Below are 21,357 nucleotides of genomic sequence, written 5' to 3' on the forward strand. Positions count from 1 at the left end.
GAGACCGAGGAAAGCATGAGTGGCGACAACATCTACACGGCCCTGAGCGAGGAGCACGGCGGCGACGCCCGCTGGGCCTTCGGGACCGGGTTCACCGACGCCCTCGCGGGCGTGGACACCACCCTGCCCGAGGGGGTGGACGGCGCCGACCTGGCGCTGTACTGCCAGATGCTCGGTGACGACGCGCTCGTCCAGGCGCAGCGGCTCGTGCACTGGGTGACCGACGCCCCCGAACTGGAGGAGGAGGTCGCCCTGGCCAACATCGCGTTGGACCTGCTCGGCCAGGCGCGGCTGCTGCTCTCGCGGGCCGGACAGGCCGACGGCACCGGCCGCGACGAGGACGCCTTCGCCTTCCACCGGTCGGTGGGCGAGTTCCGCAACGTGCACCTGGCCGAGGCGCCCCGGGGCGACTTCGCGCGGGCGATCGTCACTCTCCTGGTGCTCTCCAGCGCCCGGCTGGCCGTGTTCACCCGCCTGGCCGACAGCCGCGATCCCGTCCTGGCCGCGATCGCCGCCAAGGCCGTGCACGAACTCGCCTACCACCGGGAGTACGCGGTGTCCTGGGCTCTGCGCCTGGGCGACGGAACCCCCTACTCCCACGAACGCGCGGCCGAGGCCGTGGCCGACGTGTGGCCGCTGACCGGCGAGCCGTTCGCCACCCACCCCGTCGAGGCGAGGCTGGCCGCCCAGGGAGCGGCCGTGGACCCGGCGACCGTGCGCGCCGAGGTGCACGACGTCCTCACCCAGGTCCTGACGACCGCCACCCTCGACGCGCCGCCCGCGTTCCCCGAGCCCGCCGTGGCCGGGCGCGACGGCGTCCACACCCCCGACCTGGCCCCCCTCCTGGACGAGCTCCAGAAGGTGGCCCGCGAGCACCCGGAGGCGACATGGTGACCACGACCAGGGAGCAGGCGCGCGACCGCGCCCGGGCGGCGGCCGCCGCGGTCACCGACCCCGAACTGCCCATGCTCACCCTCGCCGACCTGGGCATCCTGCGGGAGGTGGCGGTGGAGGGCGACGGCACCGTCGCGGTGTGGATCACGCCCACCTACACCGGCTGCCCGGCCATCGCCGAGATGCGCGCGGACGTCGACCGTGCCGTGCGCGCGGCCGGGTTCGAACGGGTCGAGGTGCGCACGGCGCTGGCCCCGGCCTGGAGCACCGACTGGATCACCGACGAGGGCAGGCGCAAGCTCGCCGAGCACGGCATCTCGCCGCCCGGGAGCGCGCCCCGCCGCGCGTCGGGGCCGGTCCCGCTGACCCTGTCACCCACCCGGACCGTTCCGCGCTGCCCGCGCTGCGGGACCGCCGACACCGAGGAGCTGTCCCGGTTCGGTGCGACCTCCTGCCGGTCGCTGCACCGCTGCCGTTCCTGCCTCGAACCCTTCGAGCACGTCAAGGAGGTCTGATGACCACGACCGCCACCGAGACCGCGCCGCCGCGCCGGGGCGCCGCGTTCCACCGGCTGCGGGTGGCCGACGTCGAGCGGCTGTGCGACGACGCCGTCGCCGTCACCTTCGACGTGCCCGACCACCTGGCCGGGGAGTACGCCTTCGCTCCCGGGCAGTCGCTGACCCTGCGCCGCGTCGTGGACGGGGTGGAGGAGCGCCGCAGCTACTCCGTCTGCTCGGCCGCGGGCCAGGCTCCCCGGGTGGGTGTGCGCCTGGTGCCGGGCGGACTGTTCTCCTCCTGGCTCGTCAACGAGGTGCGGCCGGGGGAGGAGATCGAGGTCGGCGCCCCCACGGGTCGGTTCTGCCCCGACCTGACCGTCTCCGGGCGGCACGTCATGGTCGCCGCCGGGTCGGGCGTCACGCCGATGCTGTCGATGGCGGCTTCCCTGCTGCGCGCCACCGACTCCCACGTGGTGCTGCTGTACGGCAACCGGCGCAGCGACACCGTGATGTTCGCCGACGATCTGGCCGACCTCAAGGACGCGTTCGGCCCGCGCTTCGAACTCGTCCACGTACTCTCCCGCGAGCCGCGCGAAACCGAGCTGTTCACCGGCCGGTTGGACGCCGCCAAGCTGGAGGAGCTGCTCGACACGGTGGTGGCCGCCGACCCCGGCGACCACTGGTGGCTGTGCGGGCCCTACGCGATGGTGACCGACGCCCGGAAGGTGCTGCGCGGGCGCGGTGTGCCGGGTGAGCGCGTGCACCAGGAGCTGTTCTTCGTCGAGGGCGACGAACCGCCGCCGCGGACGCGCCACGAGGAGCCCGGTGTGGAGGGCCCGGCCAGCGAGGTCACGGTCGTCCTGGACGGGCGCACCACCACCCTGACCCTGCCGCGCGGTGTGCCGGTCCTGGACGCGGCCCAGCGCTACCGCCCGGACCTGCCCTTCGCCTGCAAGGGCGGTGTGTGCGGGACGTGCCGGGTGAAGGTGTGCGACGGACGGGTGCGGATGCTGCGCAACTACGCCCTGTCCGAGGAGGAGGTCGAGGCCGGGTACGCGCTCTCCTGCCAGTCGCTGCCCGAGACCGACGCCGTGACCGTGGACTTCGACTCGTGAACGGAATCGGGGAGGCCCCCGGGGGCAACGAGACCGCGCGGCGGATGTTCGAGGCCGACCAGGCGTCCAAGAACCTGGGGATGCGGCTGGTGGAGGCCGGGCCGGGCACGGCGACGGTCGAGATGACCGTGGGGCCGCTGATGGTCAACGGGCACGGCATCGCGCACGGCGGGTTCGTGTTCACGTTGGCCGACACCGCGTTCGCGTGCGCCTGCAACCGGGACGGGCGCGGGGTGACGGTGGCCTCGGGCGCCGACATCACCTTCGTGGCCCCGGTCCACGAGGGCGAGGTGCTGGTGGCCACGGCCGTGGAGCGGGTCGCCTACGGGCGCAACGGCGTGGTCGACGTGACCGTCCGCCGCGGCGAGGACGTCGTCGCCGAGTTCCGGGGACGCAGCCGCACGCTCAACGGCGGGTGAGCGACCGCGCGCGTGGGGCCGGGCCGCGAGGGCCCGGCCCCACGGGTGTCCCGGGAGCGAACGGTGCGCGAGGAGAGGCCCCGCCGGTGCGGCGGACATGCGCCAGGAGGCGAACACGAGGTCACGGCCGCGTATCGAAGCCCCCGGCCCCGGAACGCACGCGCCGTCCCCGTCGTCTGTCCACGTGGCATGTCACCGCACACCGAGGAGGCCGCGATGCGGCGGATCCCACGTCATCGCATCATCGCCGGAGTGGCACTGGGAGCGCTCCCCCTGCTCCTGTCCACCGGCTGTTCGTTCAACTTCAGCGTCGGCGGCCCCTCCGCCGTCGACGCCGACCAGGTCGCCGAACGTTCGAGCGAGATGCTCGCCGAGGAGATCGGCCAGACCCCTGACGACCTGACCTGCTCCGAGGACCTCCCCGCGGAGGTGGGCGCCGAGATCCGCTGCGAGCTCACCCACGGCGGCGAGACCCTCGGCGTGACCGTCACGACGACCTCCGTCGACGGCGACGACGTCCAGTGGGACGTGCAGGTCGACGAGGCCCCCACCCACGACACCGCGAGCGAGGGCACCTCCGGTGATGAGACCGCTGGCGGCGACACCGGCGTGGCGAACGGTGGCACCGTTCCCGCCGAACAGGTCGCCCAGCAGTCGTCCGCCCAGCTGGAGGCGACGGTCGGTCAGGCCCCCGACGACTTCACCTGCCCCCAGGGCCTCCCCGCGCAGGTGGGCGCCGAGATCCGCTGCACCCTCGTGGACGGCGGTGTGAACTACGGCGTGACCGTCACGACGACCTCGGTCGACGGGGACAACGTCCAGTGGGACATCCAGGTCGACGAGCAGCCCATGTAGCGCCCGGCGGCATCCGGGCTCTCCAGCCCCCCGGACATAGCTGTGGCCCGCGTCCCCCAACGCGGGCCACAGCGTGCGCGGCCAGTGTGCACTGAGTGCGGTCCGGCCGCTGGGAAGGCGGGTGGGCGTCTGAGTACGTGTCGGTAACCCCCATTGCCGACACGGGCACCAGCACCCGCGCATGGATTGTGTGAGCGCCTCGTGAAGAGTGGGTGGACGGGGTCTTCCGGGGTCCTGTGGGGCGCTTCACCTGTGAGAACGCTTCGTACAGGTCCAGTGTTCCCTACGCCGGGGCCGATTTTCGTCCCCGACGGTAAAAACGGGGTGCGGAGTGGTCCACGGCTCCCTATGCTGCTCATCCGATCGGTGTGAGGGAGGTGGCGGTGTGCGCGACGTGTTGACGCTGTGGCGTCCGACGGGCCCCGAGGAGTTGGCTCTGGTCCGGGAGTCCGGATGGCGCCAATGGCCCCCTCGCCTACCGGAACAGCCCATCTTCTACCCTGTGCTGAACGAGGACTACGCGGTCCGCATCGCCCGCGACTGGAACCTGCCCCGCGACGGCGAGGGCCACGTCACGCGGTTCCACGTGGACGCGGCCTTCGCCGCCCGGTATCCGGTGCGTCAGGCCGGCGGCCGGACGATCCTGGAGCTGTGGGTGCCCGCCGAGGAGCTGTCCGAGTTCAACGCGCACCTCGTGGGGCCGATCGAGCTGGTGCGTTCGTTCCTGCCCGGCTGAGGACGTCGAGGACCTCGCCGAGGGCGTCGGCCAACACGACGGGCTCGCGGTCGGCCGGAGCGCGGTCGGTGTCGTCGTGGGTGTTCCGGTGCTGGTGGGGGACGTGCCGTCGAGGGTCGAGGGTGGTGGCCATGGGGGGTGTCGGGCGCCCGGTCGGGCGGTCGGCGCCCTCCTCCTTCTCCTGTGCTCTCCAGCCGCGCTCGGCCGCGATGACTCCCGGTGACCGTCGCGGTATCCGCCACTGTCAGGGATAGCACGTTTCGGTGACGTTCAGTGGATACGGAGCGTGCCTGTGGGTGAACGCCCGCCCGCCGGCCCGTGGGGAATACCGCGGTGGGGGCCGCTGTTCGGCATGATAGTTTCGCTAGAAACTACTTCTTTGGAAGCTAACTTGGGAGCGGGCCATGCAGTTCGGAGTCTTCACGGTCGGCGACGTGACCACCGACCCCACCACCGGGCGCACGCCCACGGAGGCCGAGCGCATCAAGGCCATGGTCACCATCGCCCTCAAGGCCGAGGAGGTCGGCCTCGACGTCTTCGCCACGGGTGAGCACCACAACCCGCCGTTCGTGCCCTCGTCGCCGACCACCATGCTCGGCTACGTCGCCGCGCGCACGACCGACCTCGTCCTGTCCACGTCCACCACGCTGATCACCACGAACGACCCGGTCAAGATCGCCGAGGACTTCGCCATGCTGCAGCACCTGGCGGACGGACGCGTGGACCTGATGATGGGCCGGGGCAACACCGGCCCGGTCTATCCGTGGTTCGGCCAGGACATCCGCCAGGGCATCCCGCTGGCCCTGGAGAACTACAACCTCCTGCACCGGCTCTGGCGCGAGGACGTCGTCGACTGGGAGGGCAGGTTCCGCACCCCGCTGCAGGGCTTCACCTCCACCCCGCGCCCGCTGGACGGCGTGCCGCCGTTCGTCTGGCACGGCTCCATCCGCAGCCCGGAGATCGCCGAACAGGCCGCCTACTACGGCGACGGCTTCTTCCACAACAACATCTTCTGGCCCGCCACCCACACCAAGCGGCTCATCTCCCTGTACCGCCGCCGTTTCGAGCACTACGGCCACGGCACCGCCGACCAGGCCGTCGTCGGGCTGGGCGGGCAGGTGTTCATGCGCAGGAACTCCCAGGACGCCGTCCGCGAGTTCCGGCCCTACTTCGACAACGCGCCGGTCTACGGCGGCGGCCCCTCCCTGGAGGAGTTCACCCGGGAGACCCCGCTGACCGTGGGCAGCCCCCAGGAGGTCATCGACCGCACCCTGGGCTTCCGCGACTCCTTCGGCCACTACCAGCGCCAGCTCTTCCTCATGGACCACGCGGGCCTGCCGCTCAAGACCGTCCTGGAACAGCTGGACCTCCTCGGTGAGGAGGTCGTGCCCGTGCTGCGCCGCGAGTTCGCCTCCGGCCGACCCGCCCACGTCCCCGACGCGCCCACCCACGCCTCCCTGCTGGCCGCCCGGCAGGAGGCCGACCCGACCCAGGAGGCCGTTCGATGACCGTCCGCTCGATCGTCACCGTCACGGCGGGGCTGAGCACCCCGTCCTCCACCCGCCTGCTCGCCGACCGGCTGACCGCCGCCACCGCGGAGGCGCTGGACGAGCGCGGCGTGCGGGCCGAGACCCGCCTCGTGGAGCTGCGCGAGGTCGCCCACGACATCGTGAACACCATGACCACCCGCGTGCCCACGGGGCGACTGCGCGAGGTTCTGGAGCGGGTGGCCGCCGCCGACGGCGTCATCGCGGTCAGTCCGGTGTTCAACGCCTCCTACAGCGGTCTGTTCAAGTCCTTCTTCGACGTGGTCGACCCCGAGGCCCTGGACGGAAAGCCCGTGCTGGTCGGAGCCACCGGGGGCAGTCCCCGGCACTCGCTGGTCCTCGACCACGCGCTGCGGCCGATGTTCACCCACACGCGTTCGACCGTGGCGCCGACCGGGGTGTACGCGGCCTCGGAGGACTGGGGATCGGGCGAGGGCGGCGGCCGTGAGCTGACCGAGCGGATCGGGCGCGCGGCCCGCCAGCTGGCGGCGCTGGCGATCGACCACGCGCCCGCGGGCCGCGACGGCTTCGAGGATCCCGTCTCCTTCGACGAGCTGATGAGCGGCCTGGGCCGGTGACGGCCGCCCAGGCCCCCCGGGCCGGGTAGGGGAGCCACGACCCTGCCCGGCCCGTTCCGCCTCCGGCCTCCGCCGGGGACGGTGCTGGACGGACGGCCTACCGGACATCACTTCTTCATGGGGTGTTTACACGCGGACCCATCGTGACTACGCTCATGGGAGCGCTCCCGAACGTGGGGCGAATCACAGGCGACGCCATGGTCCTCCGTGGGCGCCTGTCCTCGCCTTTCGAATGGGAGCGCTCCCAGGACCTTCTCCCCATGCCGACTCCGAGGCCGCCGCCATGCCCCCTCCGCCCGGAACCGTCGACGACCCCCGGCCGATCAGGCCCACCGCCCGCGCGCCCCCCGTGCCCGTGCTCGCCCGAAACCTGATGGAACCACCCCCGACCATGAGGAAAGAGCAGATGAGCACATCCAGACGCGCACCGGCGCCAGGTCCGGTCGCACGACGCGGCATCGCCGCGACGACCGCCGTCCTCCTCGGCGGCGCACTGGCCGCTGTCACCCTCCCCACGTACGCCAGCGCCGCCACCGAGTGCGAGGTCGACTACCGGATCGCGAACGACTGGGGTTCGGGCTTCACCGCGGACGTGGAGATCTCCAACCTCGGCGACCCCGTCGACGGCTGGGAACTGAGCTGGGACTTCGACGGGGACCAGCGGATCACCAACATGTGGAACGCGACCCACACCCAGTCCGGCGCGACCGTGACCGCCGCCAACGTGGGGCACAACGGCTCCGTCGGCACAGGGGCCAGCGTGTCCTTCGGCTTCCAGGGCACCTACGGCGACGACAACCCGGTTCCGACCGCGTTCACCCTCAACGGCACGGTGTGCCAGGGCGAGGTCGACCCGGACCCCACGGACGACCCCACCGACGAGCCCACCGACCCGGACCCCACGCCGGGTGAGCGCGTCGACAACCCCTACGTCGGCGCGGACGTCTATGTCAACCCGATCTGGTCGGCCAACGCCGCGGCCGAGCCCGGCGGCGACGCCGTGGCCGACGAGCCCACCGGGGTCTGGCTGGACCGGATCAGCGCCATCGAGGGCAACGACAGCCCCACCACGGGCGAGATGGGCCTGCGCGACCACCTCGACGAGGCGCTGGCACAGGCCGGCGGCCAGCCCCTGGTCTTCCAGCTCGTCGTCTACAACCTGCCCGGCAGGGACTGCGCCGCGCTCGCCTCCAACGGCGAGCTCGGCCCCGACGAGATCGACCGGTACAAGGACGAGTACATCGACCCGATCGCCGACATCCTCGCCGACTACGAGGACACCGAACTGCGCGTCGTCACCACGGTCGAGATCGACTCGCTGCCGAACCTGGTGACCAACGTCGGCTCCCGGCCCACGGCCACCCCCGAGTGCGACGTGATGCTGGCCAACGGCAACTACGTCGAGGGCGTGGGGTACGCCCTGGCCACGCTCGGCGCCATCGACAACGTCTACAACTACGTCGACGCCGGCCACCACGGCTGGATCGGCTGGGACGACAACTTCGGCGCCTCGGCCCAGCTGTTCCACGAGGCGGCCAACGCCGCCGGGGCCACCCCCGACGACGTGCACGGATTCATCGCCAACACGGCCAACTACTCGGCTCTGGAGGAGCCCTACATCGACGTGGACGGAGTGATCGGCGGCGCGCTGGTCCGCCAGTCCTCCTGGGTGGACTGGAACCGCTACGCCGACGAGCTCTCCTTCGCCCGGGCGCTCCGGGAGGAGCTGGTCGGCCTCGGGTTCGACGACGGCATCGGCATGCTCATCGACACCTCCCGCAACGGCTGGGGCGGCGACGGGCGTCCGACCGCGCCGAGCTCGTCCAACGACGTCGACACCTACGTGGAGCAGAGCCGGATGGACCGGCGCATCCACGTCGGCAACTGGTGCAACCAGGCCGGAGCCGGGCTGGGGGAGCGCCCGCAGGCCGCTCCCGCGTCGGGGATCGACGCCTACGTGTGGATGAAGCCGCCGGGTGAGTCCGACGGCTCCAGCGAGGAGATCCCCAACGACGAGGGCAAGGGCTTCGACCGCATGTGCGACCCGACCTACGAGGGCAACCCGCGCAACGGCCACAGCATGAGCGGCGCCCTGCCGAACGCCCCGCTCTCCGGCCACTGGTTCTCCGAGCAGTTCCAGGAGCTGCTGGCCAACGCCCACCCGTCCGTCGACTGATCCCGCCGGGGTCCGCGCTGGCCCCGGCACATCCCGGGTGAGCCGCTCGGCCGCGGGCGGCTCACCGACAGGGACCCGGCCCCCGGGACACGAGGCGGCCGCGGATACCGCCCGCGGCGCCTCCGTCTGGTCAGACGACGTCGTCCCACCGCCTTTCCGAAGGGAGACGCCTTGCCACCCCCCACACCCCCGCGCCTGCTCGCCGTCCTCAGTGCGGTCCTCGTCCTCGTCGCGGCCCTCGTGGTCCACGCACTGCCCGCGCGGGCCGACGCGGGATTCCGTGTCGAGGACGGCCGCCTGGTCGACGCCGCGGGCAACGACTTCGTCATCCGGGGCGTCAGCCACGCCCACACCTGGTACCCGCAGGAGGCCGGATCCCTCGCCGACATCAAGTCCCTCGGCGCCAACGCGGTGCGGGTCGTGCTCAGCAGCGGCGACCGCTGGACCGAGAACGACGCCGGGGACGTGGCCGACGTCGTCGACCGGTGCGTGGCCAACCGGTTGATCTGCGTCCTGGAGGTGCACGACACCACCGGGTACGGGGAGCAGGCGGGCGCCGCCACCCTGGACCAGGCGGTCGACTACTGGCTGCGCGTCCGCGACGCCGTGGAGGGCCGGGAGGAGCACGTCCTGGTCAACATCGGAAACGAGCCCTTCGGCAACGACGAGGCGGCCAACGAGCACTGGGCCGGTGACACCAGCCGGGCGATCGACCGCCTGCGCGACGCCGGGTTCGACCACACGCTGGTGGTCGACGCCCCCAACTGGGGCCAGGACTGGCGGGGGACCATGCGGAGGGAGGCCCAGGGCGTCTTCGACTCCGATCCGCACGCCAACACCGTCTTCTCGGTGCACATGTACGGCGTGTACGAGCAGGAGTCGACCGTCGTCGACTACATGGAGTCCTTCGTCGACGCCGGGCTGCCGCTGATCGTCGGCGAGTTCGGCCACGACCACAGCGACGGCGACCCCGACGAGGCCGCGGTCATGGAGCACGCCCAGCGGCTGGGGCTCGGCTACGTCGGCTGGTCCTGGAGCGGGAACAGCGGCGGGGTCGAGTACCTGGACATGGTCGAGGACTTCGACGCCACCCGGCTCACGCCCTGGGGCGAGCGGATCTTCCACGGCCCCGACGGCATCGCCGAGACCGCGGTCGAGGCGCCGGTCTACGGAGGCGGGGGCGGACCCACCGATCCGCCCACGGACGGCCCCACCGGTCCTCCGGCCGACGCGGACTGCACGGCCGCGTACGCCGTGGTCCGCGAGTGGCAGGGCGGCTTCCAGGCGGAGGTCGCCGTCACCGCCGGCGCCGACCTGGACGGGTGGACCGTGCGGTGGTCCCTGCCCGCGGGGGAGGGGATCGCACAGGTCTGGAACGCCGCCGTCTCCACCAGCGGGTCCCGGGTCACGGCGGTCGACGCCGGGTACAACGCCGTCCTGCCCGAGGGCGCGACCACCGCCTTCGGCTTCACCGGAACCCGGCAGGGCCCCGCCGAGGTCCCTGGACTCGCCTGCGACGCCGGTTCCTGACCGGGACCGCGACCGCCCCGGACCGGCGCTCCAGGGCGGTCCGGCGGTGTCCGAACGCTGTTCGGTAGCGTGTGCGCATGGACTCAGTCAGCGTGTACACCAGCTGCCAGAACAGGCTTCTGGACCTGGCCGCCGAACTCACGGCCGACCAGCTCGCCACCCCCGTTCCCGCCTGCCCCGCCTGGGACGTGCGCCAGACCTACGCCCACCTGGCGGGGATCAGCGTCGACGTCGCGCACAGGGACCTGACTCCGCCCTCCGACGACGAGGCGACCGCCCGCCAGGTCGCCGAGCGCGCCGACGACGACCTGCCCGCGATCTGCGACGAGTGGCGCGCGGCCACGCCCGCCCTTCTGACGGTCGTCGCCCGCCAGACCGGGGCGCGCTACGCCCTGCCCGCGCTCGACGTGTGGCACCACGAGAACGACCTGCGCGGTGCCCTGGGGATGGCGCCCCAGACCGAGTACGCCGACCAGCTCGCCGACTTCGTCCTGCGCGGCCTCGCGCGCGCTTGGGACGACGCCCTTCCCGGGGTGCGCGTGGTGGGCGCCGACACCGGTCAGGAGTGGCGGCTGGGCGGTGGGGAGGAACTGGAGCTGCGGGCCGGCGTCTTCGAACTCGCCCGGGCTCTGACCGGCCGCCGCAGCATCGCCCAGATCACCGCCATGGACTGGTCCGGCGACCCGTCGGCCGTGGCCGGTCGCCTGCCGACCCTGCCCGCGCCGGACCGGGACCTGGACCTCTGACCGCGCGGCCGCCCGGGCGGGGAACCCTCGCTCCGGGCGGTTCGGCGGTGGCTCAGGGGCGGTAGGGCAGGCGTTCGAGCGCGCTGACCTCGCCCAGCGCGGACCACTCGTCGCGGCCCAGGCGCGCCAGCGGCCGCAGCCGCGTGGCCTCCGGGTGGCCGTCGACCAGGACCTCTCCGGCCACGGCGGCGTGCACCACGCGGCCGAAGACCACCGTCGAGTCGCCCAGGCGCACGGTCGAGTGCAGCACGCACTCCAGGGCCACGGGCGAGTCGGCCACGCGCGGCGGCCGTACGGCCCTGCTCGTCTCCCGGGCGAGGCCGACCGCGTCGAACTCGCTCACGTCGTGCGGGTAGGGCGTGCCGGTCGCGTTCACCTGTTCTCGGAGCCCCTCCGGGGCGAGGTTGACCACGAACTCCCCGGTCGCCTCCGCGTTGCGCAGTGAGTCCTTGCGCCCCACCGACGTGAACTGCACGATCGCCGGATCCGTGCAGGCCACGGTGAAGAAGGAGTGCGGCGCCAGGTTGTCCACACCCGACTCGGAGGTGGTCGAGACCCACGCGATGGGCCGCGGCACCACCACGGCGGTCAGCAGTCGGTAGAAGGCCTGTCCGGGCAGGTCCTGGGGAGTCCATTCAGTACGCATCGGGTTCCGCAATCTACCGCACGGCCTCGCGCGACGCGCGGCGGCCCCGCCGCGCGCGGTGAGTGCGCGCCGGGGCCGCACGTGGTAGATGTGCTCTCAAGTCAATTACGGACAGTTGCGACATGCGTTCTCAAAGGAGTCAATCATGCGTCGACCGCTCTGCGCCGCCGGAGTCCTCGCCGCCGCCGTGCTCGCCCTGGGCGCCGCATCGCCCGCCGTCGCGGCCAGGGGCGAGATCGTCTTCGTCAGGCTGGACGGCAATTCCGTGCATCGCGCGAACCCCAGCGGCTGCCTGCGCATTCCCGCGGAGACGGCGGGCGTGGTCAACTCGACCAACGCCCGTATCAAGGTGATGAAGGGCTCGTGCCAGTCGGCCGACGCGCGGGTGGTGGAGGCCAATGACGACGGCGTCGTCTTCCCGTGGGAGAAGTACGTCGTGGTCATGTGAGGTCCGGCCGCGCACCGGGACGGGGGCCGGTGTCGGCGCGCCGGTGCGGGGCATACCGGACGGATGGAACTGGTCACCGCCGACGACGTGCGCGCCGCCGCCACCCGGCTGGAGGGCCGCGTCGTGCGCACGCCCCTGACGGTCGGTCCCGCCGGGGGGCCGCCCTTCCTCGTCAAGCCCGAGAGCCTGCAGCCGACCGGGGCGTTCAAACTGCGCGGCGCCGCCAACGCCGTCGCGCTGCTCGACCCGCACCGGCGTGCGGCGGGCGTGGTCACCCACTCGTCCGGCAACCACGGTCTGGCGCTGGCCCACGCGGCACGGGAGCTGGGGGTGGCGTGCACGGTGGTCGTCCCCGAGGGCGCGCCGAAGGTGAAGGTCGACCGCATGCGCGCGTGCGGCGCGCGCCTGGTCGTGGTGCCTCCGGAGCGGCGGTCGGCCGTCGCGCGGGAGTTGGCGGAGGGGGAGGGGCTCGCCCTCGTCCCGCCCTTCGACGACCCCCGGGTGATCGCCGGTCAGGGGACGGTGGGTCTGGAGATCCTGGAGCAGTCGCCCGAGGTGACCACGATCGTGGTCCCGGTGGGCGGGGGCGGACTCGCCTCCGGGGTGGCCACCGCCGCGATGACCGTGCGGCCGCGCCCGGTCCGGGTGGTGGGTGTGGAACCCGAACTGGCCGCCGACGCGGCCGAGAGCCTGCGCGTCGGGCGCAGGGTGGCCTGGCCGACCGAACGCACCGGCCGGACCATGGCGGACGGGGTGCGGGTGTGCCTGTCGGACCTGACCTTCGCCCACCTGTCGGCGCGGGTGACCGAGGTGGTGACGGTCAGCGAGGAGGAGATCGCCCGTGCCGTGGCCGCCCTGGCGCACGGCGCCCGCCTGGTGGCCGAGCCGAGCGGCGCCCTGGCCGCCGCCGCGGTCATGGCGGGCCGGGTGGCCACCGAACCGGGACGGCCCGGGGCGACGGTCGCGGTGGTCTCGGGCGGCAACGTGGATCCGGTCCTGTTCGCCCGCCTGGTGCGCCCGGAACGGGGCCCGGCGATGTCCGGGGACTGACGTCCCGTGCGGCGGGACCTCCGGGCGGTCCTGGGCGCCTGGCCGCCGCTGAGCGCGCTGCCGCTGTTCGGCGACGCCTCCGCGTCACCCGTGCGCGGGCCGGGGCGGTTGAGGAGGACGCCGGGGCGCGGAGGGATCCGCGACCGGGCGGGGCCCCGGGTGCGGGGCTCCGGGGTCAGTGGGCGGCCGGGTGACCGTTCCGTTCGGCGACCTCGGCGCTCTCGGTGGCGCGGCGGGCCGCCGCGGCGCGGTCCTCGCGTCGGCGCAGGGCCATGTCGGAGATGATCGCCAGCCCGAGGGCCAGAACGAACGCGGCACCGGTCAGCAGGGTCCACAGGGCGGTGGTGAAGGACGCGGGGTCGGTCATAGGGGCTCCGGGGGGTCGGGTGCTGACACCAGAATCGTAATACCCGTTAACTTCCGCGCCCACTGTTAGCGGGAGTGAACTGGCTCATACGGGCGGGAGGGATCTGTACCCCGAAAGGCACTGGCGTCACCGCGTGTCACGGGTGTACTCCGGTGGGGCAGGCCTGAAGACTGATTCGGGTCACGTCGTCCGAAGGTTGGGAGAACTCGATGCGACAGAAGTGCACGGTCCTGCGTGACACAGGAAGCCCCTCGACCACCGGCCCCTTCGACCTCGGCGGCCTCAGGCGTCCCTCGTCGCTCGCCGCGACCATCGAGGCCGTCGGTGAGCCCGTCGTCGAGGTCCTGGAGATGAACAAGCGCGAGCTCGACGACGCCGTGCGTGATCCACGGGTGCGCGCCGTCGCCCCCGTCATGCCCACCCTCCTCATCGAACCCGCCCCCCACGACGCCGAAACCGGCACCACCGTCAACCACACCCACACCTGGGGCGTGGCCGCCGTGGGCGCCGACACCTCCTCGGCGACCGGCGCCGGGGTGACGGTGGCCGTCCTGGACACCGGCATCGACGCCGAGCACCCGGCCTTCGCCGGCGTCGACCTCGTCCAGAACGACTTCACGGGTTCCGGGGACGGCGACCGCCAGGGCCACGGAACCCACGTGGCGGGCACCGTCTTCGGCCGCGACGTCGACGGCACCCGCATCGGCGTGGCCCGGGGCGTCGAACGCGGCCTCATCGGCAAGGTCCTCGACGACCAGGGCCGGGGCGACTCCGACATGCTGCTCAAGGGCATCCAGTGGGCCGCCGACCAGGGCGCGCACGTGGTGTCCATGTCGCTCGGCTACGACTTCCCCGGACTGGTCTCCAGCCTCGTCGACGAGGGGTGGCCCGCCGACCTGGCCACCTCCTCGGCCCTGGAGGCCTACCGCGCCAACCTGCGGATCTTCGACTCGCTGCTCGACCTGCTGCGGGCACGCGCGGCGTTCGGCTCGGGGACCGTGGTCGTGGCGGCGGCGGGCAACGAGAGCCGTCGCGACGTGCACCCCGACTACGAGATCGCGGTCTCCCTGCCGGCCGCCGCCGAGGGCGTGGTGTCGGTCGGTGCGCTCGGCGAAGGGGACTCGGGGCTGACCATCGCCCCGTTCTCCAACACGTTCCCGCAGATCAGCGCGCCAGGCGTGGGTGTGCTCTCGGCTCGCGCGGGCGGCGGGCTGGTCGCGTTCAACGGCACCAGCATGGCCTGCCCGCACGTGGCCGGGGTGGCGGCCCTGTGGTGGGAGCGCGTGCTGGCCGACTCGTCCCCGCACGCGGCCGCGACCGTGACCTCCCGCCTGCTCGCCAACGCGGACGCCAAGGCGATCGACTCCGGCGTGGCCGCCGCCGACCGCGGGGTGGGCATCGTCCGCGCTCCGTGACCCGCTGCGCGAGACCGCTGGACGAGGGACGCGACGCCAGTGGTCCGAAGAGGGCGGCACCACCCATCACCCCGGTGGTGCCGCCTGTCGGACCGTCCTCTCCGGAACGCGCTAGAGGATGGCCCCGGGCGTGTAGGCGGCCGCCGCGGGGTGCTCCTCCGTGATCCGGGCGACGCGCTCCACGATCGCCGCCACCTGGTCGGCCGCCGCGCCGGTGAACGTGATCCGGTCGTCCAGCAGCGCGTCCAGCTCCGCCCGGTCCAGCGGGAACCGCCCGTCCTCGGCCAGCCGGTCCAGCAGGCGGTTGCCCGACCCCTCCTGGCGCATCGCCAGGGCGGAGGCGACCGCGTGCTCCTTGATCAGCTCGTGCGCTGTCTCGCGCCCCACGCCCGCGCGCACGGCGGCCATCAGCATCTTGGTCGTGGCCAGGAACGGAAGGTAGCGGTCCAGTTCGGCGGAGATCACCGCGGGGAAGGCGCCGAACTCGTCGAGCACGGTCAGCATGGTCTCGACCAGCCCGTCGAAGGCGAAGAACGCGTCCGGCAGCGCCACGCGGCGCACGACCGAGCACGACACGTCGCCCTCGTTCCACTGGTCGCCCGCCAACTCACCGGCCATGGACGCGTACCCGCGCAGGATCACGGCCAGCCCGTTGACCCGCTCGCACGAGCGCGTGTTCATCTTGTGCGGCATCGCCGAGGAGCCGACCTGGCCCTCCGCGAACCCCTCGGTCACCAGCTCGTGCCCGGCCATCAGCCGCACCGTCTTGGCCAGCGACGACGGACCCGCGGCCAGCTGCACCAGCGCGGTCAGCACCTCGAAGTCCAGCGAGCGCGGGTAGACCTGGCCGACGCTGGTCAGGCGGTGCTCGAAGCCCAGGTGGGCGGCGACCCCGTCCTCCAGCGACGCCAGCGCCGCGCGGTCCCCGCCGAGCAGGTCCAGCATGTCCTGGGCGGTGCCGACCGGGCCCTTGATCCCGCGCAGCGGGTAGCGGGCGATCAGCTCCTCCAGCCGGCCGTGGGCGACCAGCACCTCGTCGGTGACCGACGCGAAGCGCTTGCCGAGCGTGGTGGCCTGCGCTGCGACGTTGTGCGACCGGCCCGCCATCACGGTGTCGCCGTACCGGGCCGACAGGTCGGCCAGCCGCGCCAGCAGCGCCACCACCCGGTCGCGCACCAGCAGCAGGCTGTCGCGGATCTGGAGCTGCTCGACGTTCTCGGTCAGGTCGCGCGAGGTCATGCCCTTGTGGACGTGTTCGTGGCCCGCCAGGGCGTTGAACTCCTCGATCCGGGCCTTGACGTCGTGGCGGGTGACCCGCTCGCGTTCGGCGATGGAGGCCAGGTCGACCTGGTCGAGGACCTTCTCGTAGTCGGCCACGACGCCGTCGGGCACGTCGACGCCCAGGCGCGCCTGCGCGCGCAGGACCGCCAGCCACAGCCGCCGTTCGGCGACCACCTTGTACTCGGGGGACCACAGCCGGGCCAGCTCCGCGGACGCGTACCGGGCAGCCAGGACATCGGGGATCAGAGGTTTCGCGCTCACGTCGTCCCACCCTACCGTCCTGAGCTGGGACGGCCGCGCCGGGACCAGGGGCGCGGGAGGTAGGGCTGGGCCTACCGCGCAGACGGTGGCGGGACCGATTCCCGCCCCGATGCCCGACTCCTAACGTTGGGGGCATGACAACGATCGACACCGCGTCGCGGCGTCCGGGGTCCCTCGCCCAGGCCATGGCCCGCCCGCGCTTCCTCCTCACCGTGTGGCCCTGGCGGGCCCTGGCCCACTCGGCGACCACCGTGCTCGTGGGCGCCGCCGTCGCCGTGGCCGCCTTCCCCCTGTACCTGCCCTGGGTCCTGGTCCTGGGCACGGTGGCCACCCGCCCCTGGGACACGGCGCGGATCGGTGAGCTCTCCCTCGCCGGGTTCGCCGTGGGGCTGGTGATGATCGCGGCCTTCTCCCCGTGGGTCGCCCTTCCCCTGGGCGCCTTGGAGCGCCGCCGCCTCGGGCTCGTCTCCGCCGGGCCGTTCAACGGCGGCCACCGTCCGCCGCCGCCGGGCCTGTGGGGATGGATCCGGACGCGGTACACCGAGGGCGCGACCTGGCGCGAGGTCGCCTACATGTTCCTGCTGCTGCCGGTGAGCTGCCTGGTCCTCGCGGTCCTGAGCACGCTCGCCAGCACGGGCGCGGTGATGGCGCTCGCCCCGTTCCTGCTCCACACGGAACCCGACTCGGCCATCGCCCTGGGCGCCTACACGATCACCACACCGGAACAGGCGATCCCCCTGGCCGTCGTCAGCCCGGTGCTCCTGGTCCTGCTGCTCTACACCTCCGGCATACTCGCCCAGGGGCACGCGGTCATCGCGCGCGCCCTGCTGGTCGGGCCGCCCCGGGAGGAGCTGCGCGCCGAACTCACCGAGGTCACCGAGTCCCGGGCCCGCCTGGTCAACGCCTTCGAGTACGAACGCCGGCGCATCGAACGCGACCTGCACGACGGCGCCCAGCAGCGGCTCGTCGCCCTGTCGATGGACCTCGGCCTGGCCCGGCTCGACCTGGACGAGTCCTCCGAGGCCGACCAACGGGTCGCCGCCGCCCAGACCACGGCCAACGACCTCATCGACGAGCTGCGCGGACTCGTGCGCGGCATCCACCCCCGGGTGCTCACCGACCGCGGACTGCCCGCCGCGCTGGCCGAACTCGCCGACCACGCCCGCGTCCCGACCCGCGTGGACACCGAGATCCCCGGCCGGCTGCCCGCGCACGTGGAGGGCACCGCCTACTTCGTCGTCGCCGAGGCGCTCACCAACGTCCACAAGCACGCCCGGGCGTCCGCCGTCACCGTCCGCGCGCTCATGGTGCCCGACGACGGCCCGGGGCCGGGCGCGCTGGTCGTCGAGGTGACCGACGACGGCGCGGGCGGCGCCGACCCGGCCGGGGGCAGCGGCCTCACCGGCCTGCGGGACCGGGTCGCGGTCATGGGCGGCATCATGGACCTGTCCAGCCCCGCCGGGGGACCGACGCGTATCAGAGTGGAGCTGCCGTGCGGCCCGATCCCGCCGACGCCGGGGCTGTGACCACCGTGCCCACCGTCCTGGCCGAGGACGGTGTGCTGCTCCGGGAGGGGCTGGCGGCGGTCCTGGAACGGTTCGGGTTCCCCGTCGTCGCCGCGGTGGGCGACGGGGACGCGCTGGTCGGGGCGGTCGCCGAGCACCGGCCCGGCCTCGTGGTCACCGACATCCGCATGCCGCCGGACCTGACCGACGAGGGGTTGCGCGCCGCCGTGCGCCTGCGCCGCAGCGACCCCGGGCTGCCCGTCGTGGCGCTGAGCCAGTACGTCGAGCTGAGCTACGCGTCCGACCTGTTGGACTCGGGGGACGGCCGGGGGGTGGGCTACCTCCTCAAGCAGAGGGTCGGCGACGTGCGGGAGTTCGCCGCGGTGCTGCGCCAGGTCGTGGCCGGGGGCACCGTCGTGGACCCCGAGGTGGTCCGCCAACTGCTCCGCCGCAGCGCCGATCCGCTGGAGCGGCTCACACCGCGGGAACGGGAGGTGCTGGGCCTGATGGCCGAGGGGCACTCCAACGGCGCGATCGCCCGCCAGTTGACCGTGAGCGACGCGGCGGTCGGCAAGCACGTCGGCAACATCCTCGCCAAGCTCGACCTGCCCCCGGACGAGGGGGTGCACCGCCGCGTCCGCGCGGTCCTGGCCCACCTGCGGGGGCGCGGCGGGTGAGGGCCGCCGCGGTCGGGCCCGGTCCTGGGACGACCAGCCGCAACGGGTACTTCGGGCACCCGGCCAGAAGGCCGGCGAATCCGGTCGTATCGTGGATGCGGAGTCCGCGAGCCCCGTGAGGAGACCGGATGCAGCCGACCGTCGCCGCCCCGGAGAGCGTGACCTGGAAGATCCACCTGGACCGCGCGATGTGGGTGGCGGGAGTGCGCGCGCTCATGCTCCAGGCGCTGCACCCGGTGGCGATGCAGGGCGTGTGGCAGCGTTCGGACTTTCGCTCCGACCCCACCGGACGGCTGCTGCGCACGGCGCACTTCGTGGCGGTCACCACCTACGGCAGCCCCGACGAGGCCGAGGAACTGGGCACGCGCATCCGCCGGGTGCACCGCGCCCTGCGCTTCACCGACCCCGCCACCGGCCGCGGCCACCGCGTCGACGAGCACGACCTGCTCGTGTGGGTGCACTGCGCCGAGGTCTCCTCCTACCTGGAGACGACCCACCGCGCCGGCCTCGCGCTGACCGCGCGGGAGATGGACCGCTACGTCGAGGAGCGGTCGCGCGCGGCCGTCTACGTCGGCCTGGACCCCGACGACGTGCCCCGCGACCTCGCCCAGATGCGCCGCTACCTGGCCTCGGTCCGGCCCGAGCTGCGCGTCACCCCCGAGGCGCGCCAGGCGGTGCGGTTCCTGCTCTGGCCCACCGTCCCGGACCGCCTGTCCTGGCTCGCCCCGCTCCGGCCGCTGTGGTTCCCCGTGGGCGCCCTCGCCTACGCCACCCTGCCCGCGTGGGCCCGACGCGCCTACGGCGTCCTGCCCGAGGCGCCCGGGGCGGACACGGCGGCCACCGCCGCGCTGCGCGCCCTGCGCTCGGGGCTGAACCGCGTCCCCGAGCGCTACTACAACCTCGTCTTCGACGAGGCGACCGTGCGCAGCGCCGACGCGGCGCGCCAACGCCTCCTGGCCGCCGGGTACCGGGTCGAGAACGGTTTCCGGTCGCTGCGAGCCCGTACCCTCTTCACGTCACCGCCGGTTCCGGAGCCCCGTGCCCCGGCCTGACCGGCGCCCAGGCACGCGAGGAGGACGAGGGTGGCACAGGCGCACGGCACGGGTGCCGGGACGGGAGCCGCCGCGGCGACGGAGGCCGGACCCGGCGGGTCGATCCGGATCACGCGGGTCCGCCACGACGACCCCCGCATGGACGGGCTGCTGGCGGGGCTCCTGCGGGAGTACACCGAGCGGTACGGCGCGCGGGGCGCCGCCGAGGAGCTGGCGCGCTACCCGGTCACGGAGTTCGCCGCGCCGCGCGGTCGGGTGGTCCTGGCCGAACTCGACGGCGAGGTCGTCGCCGGGGGAGCGCTGCGCCCCTACGAGGACGGCCCCACGGCCGTGCCGGACACCGCCGAGTTCAAACGGGTCTGGACCTCGCACCGGCACCGTCGCCGCGGCCTGGCGCGCCGGATCATGGCCGCGTTGGAAGGGGCCGCGCGCGACCTCGGCTACACCCGGGTCCGGCTGTTCACCGGCCCCTCCCAGCCCGAGGCGATCGCCCTGTACGACCGGCTCGGCTACCGGCGTCTGGAGCGGCACGAGGTGACGGAGTGGCCCTACGAGTCGGCCATCGGCTTCACCCGGGACCTGGGCCGCTGAGCGCCCGCACCGTGCCGGTCAGGGCTGCTCCGGCGGCGTGGCGCCCTCGGGGGCGCCATCTCCGGGACCGCCGCCGCCGGCCATGCCGCCTCCGCCGCCGCTGGCGGACTCCTCGGGTGTGACCCCCACGACCACCGCGAGCGTGTACCCGTCCTCCGGCGTGCCCTCGGTCACCGGGGCCGGGGTCACCACCATGCTGTCGGGGTCGCCCTCGGCCGACTGCGCCTCCCGGTACACCTGGTCCTCCTCGATCGCTGTCAGCTCCAGGACGTGCTCGGAGTAGGGTTCGCGCTCGGCGACCTCGGCGCAGAACGCGTCGGAGAACAGCAGCTGGCCGGTGTGCACGGTGGTGCCGCCCTCGTAGGTGGTGTCCACCTCGCCCTCGGTGTGCACCTTGAGGTGGATGTGGGTGACGCGCGGGCTGTACCACCCGGGAACGATGGTGCGGAAGCGTGCCGTGCCCTCCCCGTCCACCGGCTGGACCCCGCGCAGGAAGGAGTCCTCGTCCCCCTCGCCGTCCTCCGCCGGCACCTGGCCTCCGGGGCTGGCCTCGGTGTAGCCGGAGTAGTAGCCCCACGCGTCGCAGTGCCAGATCTCGACGGCGACGTTCTCCCCGGCCAGCGGGGCGCAGCCGTCGGCGTAGTCGACCACGGTGACGGCGAGCTCCAGCGGGAAGCCCTGCTTGCCCTCGGTGATGTCCTCCCGGACCAGTTGTCCGTCCAGGTAGTAGGGCCCCTCGGTCACTTCGGGGCTCAGCACGCACACCTGCTCGCCGGTCGTGGGGGAGGAGGACGCGGCCGTCGTGCCGCCGCCCCCGCCGTCCCCCGTCGTCGCGCATCCGGCCATCGCGGTGGTCGCCAGGGCGGCGCCTCCGCCGAGCGCGATCGCCTGCCGGCGTCCCATCGCGGGTGTCGTCTCCACGCGTTCCCCCTCGTCGCGCGGTCGCTCCCGGTGAGCGGCCGCGTGACGCG

At 73.4% G+C, this 21,357-nt stretch carries 22 protein-coding genes; 18 read left to right on the plus strand and 4 right to left on the minus strand.

Features of this window, described 5'->3' with window-relative positions:
* Positions 1-15: 15 nt before the first annotated feature.
* From paaC to ACIBFB_RS09115, 11 genes are all read left to right on the plus strand, one after another.
* Complete coding sequence (gene paaC, locus ACIBFB_RS09065; protein ID WP_397227967.1) at positions 16-894, plus strand: 1,2-phenylacetyl-CoA epoxidase subunit PaaC; 879 nt, start codon at positions 16-18, stop codon at positions 892-894.
* Positions 888-1,409 (plus strand): 1,2-phenylacetyl-CoA epoxidase subunit PaaD, encoded by a 522-nt coding sequence (gene paaD, locus ACIBFB_RS09070; protein WP_397227969.1) that lies wholly within the window; start codon positions 888-890, stop codon positions 1,407-1,409. Before paaC ends, paaD begins: the two co-directional genes overlap by 7 nt.
* On the plus strand, positions 1,409-2,506 hold the full coding sequence (gene paaE / locus ACIBFB_RS09075) for a 1,2-phenylacetyl-CoA epoxidase subunit PaaE (RefSeq protein ID WP_397227971.1): 1,098 nt from the start codon (positions 1,409-1,411) through the stop codon (positions 2,504-2,506). The genes paaD and paaE overlap by 1 nt, the downstream gene beginning before the upstream one ends.
* A 44-nt stretch (positions 2,507-2,550) precedes the next feature.
* Complete coding sequence (gene paaI, locus ACIBFB_RS09080; RefSeq protein ID WP_397228437.1) at positions 2,551-2,925, plus strand: hydroxyphenylacetyl-CoA thioesterase PaaI; 375 nt, start codon at positions 2,551-2,553, stop codon at positions 2,923-2,925.
* Between the two features lie 216 nt (positions 2,926-3,141).
* A complete protein-coding gene (locus ACIBFB_RS09085) occupies positions 3,142-3,780 on the plus strand; it encodes a DUF4333 domain-containing protein (RefSeq protein ID WP_397227973.1) in 639 nt (212 codons plus the stop codon).
* A 385-nt stretch (positions 3,781-4,165) separates the two neighbouring features.
* Positions 4,166-4,516 (plus strand): ADP-ribosylation/crystallin J1, encoded by a 351-nt coding sequence (locus tag ACIBFB_RS09090; protein WP_397227975.1) that lies wholly within the window; start codon positions 4,166-4,168, stop codon positions 4,514-4,516.
* Between the two features lie 404 nt (positions 4,517-4,920).
* A complete protein-coding gene (locus ACIBFB_RS09095; RefSeq protein WP_397227977.1) occupies positions 4,921-6,024 on the plus strand; it encodes an LLM class flavin-dependent oxidoreductase in 1,104 nt (367 codons plus the stop codon).
* Entirely contained in the window at positions 6,021-6,641 is a 621-nt protein-coding gene (locus ACIBFB_RS09100) for an FMN reductase (protein WP_397227979.1), read from the plus strand. Before ACIBFB_RS09095 ends, ACIBFB_RS09100 begins: the two co-directional genes overlap by 4 nt.
* Positions 6,642-7,047: 406 nt before the next feature.
* Positions 7,048-8,817, plus strand: a complete 1,770-nt coding sequence (locus ACIBFB_RS09105; protein WP_397227981.1) for a glycoside hydrolase family 6 protein — start codon at positions 7,048-7,050, stop codon at positions 8,815-8,817.
* Between the two features lie 171 nt (positions 8,818-8,988).
* On the plus strand, positions 8,989-10,347 hold the full coding sequence (locus tag ACIBFB_RS09110; RefSeq protein WP_397227983.1) for a cellulase family glycosylhydrolase: 1,359 nt from the start codon (positions 8,989-8,991) through the stop codon (positions 10,345-10,347).
* A 77-nt stretch (positions 10,348-10,424) separates the two neighbouring features.
* Positions 10,425-11,093, plus strand: a complete 669-nt coding sequence (locus tag ACIBFB_RS09115; RefSeq protein ID WP_397227985.1) for a maleylpyruvate isomerase family mycothiol-dependent enzyme — start codon at positions 10,425-10,427, stop codon at positions 11,091-11,093.
* 52 nt (positions 11,094-11,145) lie between these two features.
* On the opposite strand, the gene ACIBFB_RS09120 is transcribed toward ACIBFB_RS09115, so the two are convergent.
* Positions 11,146-11,739, minus strand: coding sequence for a flavin reductase family protein (locus ACIBFB_RS09120; RefSeq protein WP_397227987.1), 594 nt, complete (start codon positions 11,737-11,739; stop codon positions 11,146-11,148).
* Between the two features lie 145 nt (positions 11,740-11,884).
* On the opposite strand from ACIBFB_RS09120, the gene ACIBFB_RS09125 reads away from it, so the two are divergent.
* Together ACIBFB_RS09125 and ACIBFB_RS09130 are read left to right on the plus strand one after the other, a co-directional pair.
* Entirely contained in the window at positions 11,885-12,187 is a 303-nt protein-coding gene (locus ACIBFB_RS09125) for a hypothetical protein (RefSeq protein ID WP_397227989.1), read from the plus strand.
* A 63-nt stretch (positions 12,188-12,250) separates the two neighbouring features.
* On the plus strand, positions 12,251-13,237 hold the full coding sequence (locus tag ACIBFB_RS09130) for a threonine/serine dehydratase (RefSeq protein ID WP_397227991.1): 987 nt from the start codon (positions 12,251-12,253) through the stop codon (positions 13,235-13,237).
* Between the two features lie 175 nt (positions 13,238-13,412).
* Here the strand turns inward: ACIBFB_RS09130 and ACIBFB_RS09135 are convergent, their stop codons facing one another.
* Positions 13,413-13,604, minus strand: a complete 192-nt coding sequence (locus tag ACIBFB_RS09135) for a hypothetical protein (protein WP_397227993.1) — start codon at positions 13,602-13,604, stop codon at positions 13,413-13,415.
* Between the two features lie 209 nt (positions 13,605-13,813).
* Here ACIBFB_RS09135 and ACIBFB_RS09140 point away from each other — a divergent pair, with 209 nt between their 5' ends.
* Positions 13,814-15,019 carry a S8 family peptidase gene (locus ACIBFB_RS09140; protein WP_397227995.1) on the plus strand — a complete coding sequence of 402 codons (1,206 nt, stop codon included), beginning with the start codon at positions 13,814-13,816 and terminating at the stop codon, positions 15,017-15,019.
* Positions 15,020-15,130: 111 nt separating this feature from the next.
* Here the strand turns inward: ACIBFB_RS09140 and purB are convergent, their stop codons facing one another.
* The gene (gene purB, locus ACIBFB_RS09145; protein WP_397227997.1) at positions 15,131-16,561 is read right to left on the minus strand and encodes an adenylosuccinate lyase; all 1,431 of its coding nucleotides are present in this window, start codon (positions 16,559-16,561) and stop codon (positions 15,131-15,133) included.
* A 134-nt stretch (positions 16,562-16,695) separates the two neighbouring features.
* On the opposite strand from purB, the gene ACIBFB_RS09150 reads away from it, so the two are divergent.
* From ACIBFB_RS09150 to ACIBFB_RS09165, 4 genes are all read left to right on the plus strand, one after another.
* Positions 16,696-18,087, plus strand: coding sequence for a sensor histidine kinase (locus ACIBFB_RS09150; protein ID WP_397227999.1), 1,392 nt, complete (start codon positions 16,696-16,698; stop codon positions 18,085-18,087).
* Positions 18,054-18,743 carry a response regulator gene (locus tag ACIBFB_RS09155; protein WP_397228001.1) on the plus strand — a complete coding sequence of 230 codons (690 nt, stop codon included), beginning with the start codon at positions 18,054-18,056 and terminating at the stop codon, positions 18,741-18,743. The genes ACIBFB_RS09150 and ACIBFB_RS09155 overlap by 34 nt, the downstream gene beginning before the upstream one ends.
* A 128-nt stretch (positions 18,744-18,871) precedes the next feature.
* Entirely contained in the window at positions 18,872-19,795 is a 924-nt protein-coding gene (locus ACIBFB_RS09160; protein WP_397228003.1) for an oxygenase MpaB family protein, read from the plus strand.
* A 30-nt stretch (positions 19,796-19,825) separates the two neighbouring features.
* Positions 19,826-20,386: a GNAT family N-acetyltransferase gene (locus ACIBFB_RS09165; protein WP_397228005.1), complete on the plus strand. Its 561-nt coding sequence runs from the start codon at positions 19,826-19,828 to the stop codon at positions 20,384-20,386.
* Between the two features lie 18 nt (positions 20,387-20,404).
* Here the strand turns inward: ACIBFB_RS09165 and ACIBFB_RS09170 are convergent, their stop codons facing one another.
* On the minus strand, positions 20,405-21,307 hold the full coding sequence (locus tag ACIBFB_RS09170; protein WP_397228007.1) for an intradiol ring-cleavage dioxygenase: 903 nt from the start codon (positions 21,305-21,307) through the stop codon (positions 20,405-20,407).
* Between the last annotated feature and the right edge of the window lie 50 nt (positions 21,308-21,357).

It is taken from the genome of Nocardiopsis sp. NPDC050513 (assembly GCF_044457925.1).
In the GTDB taxonomy this organism is placed as follows: Bacteria; Actinomycetota; Actinomycetes; order Streptosporangiales; family Streptosporangiaceae; genus Nocardiopsis.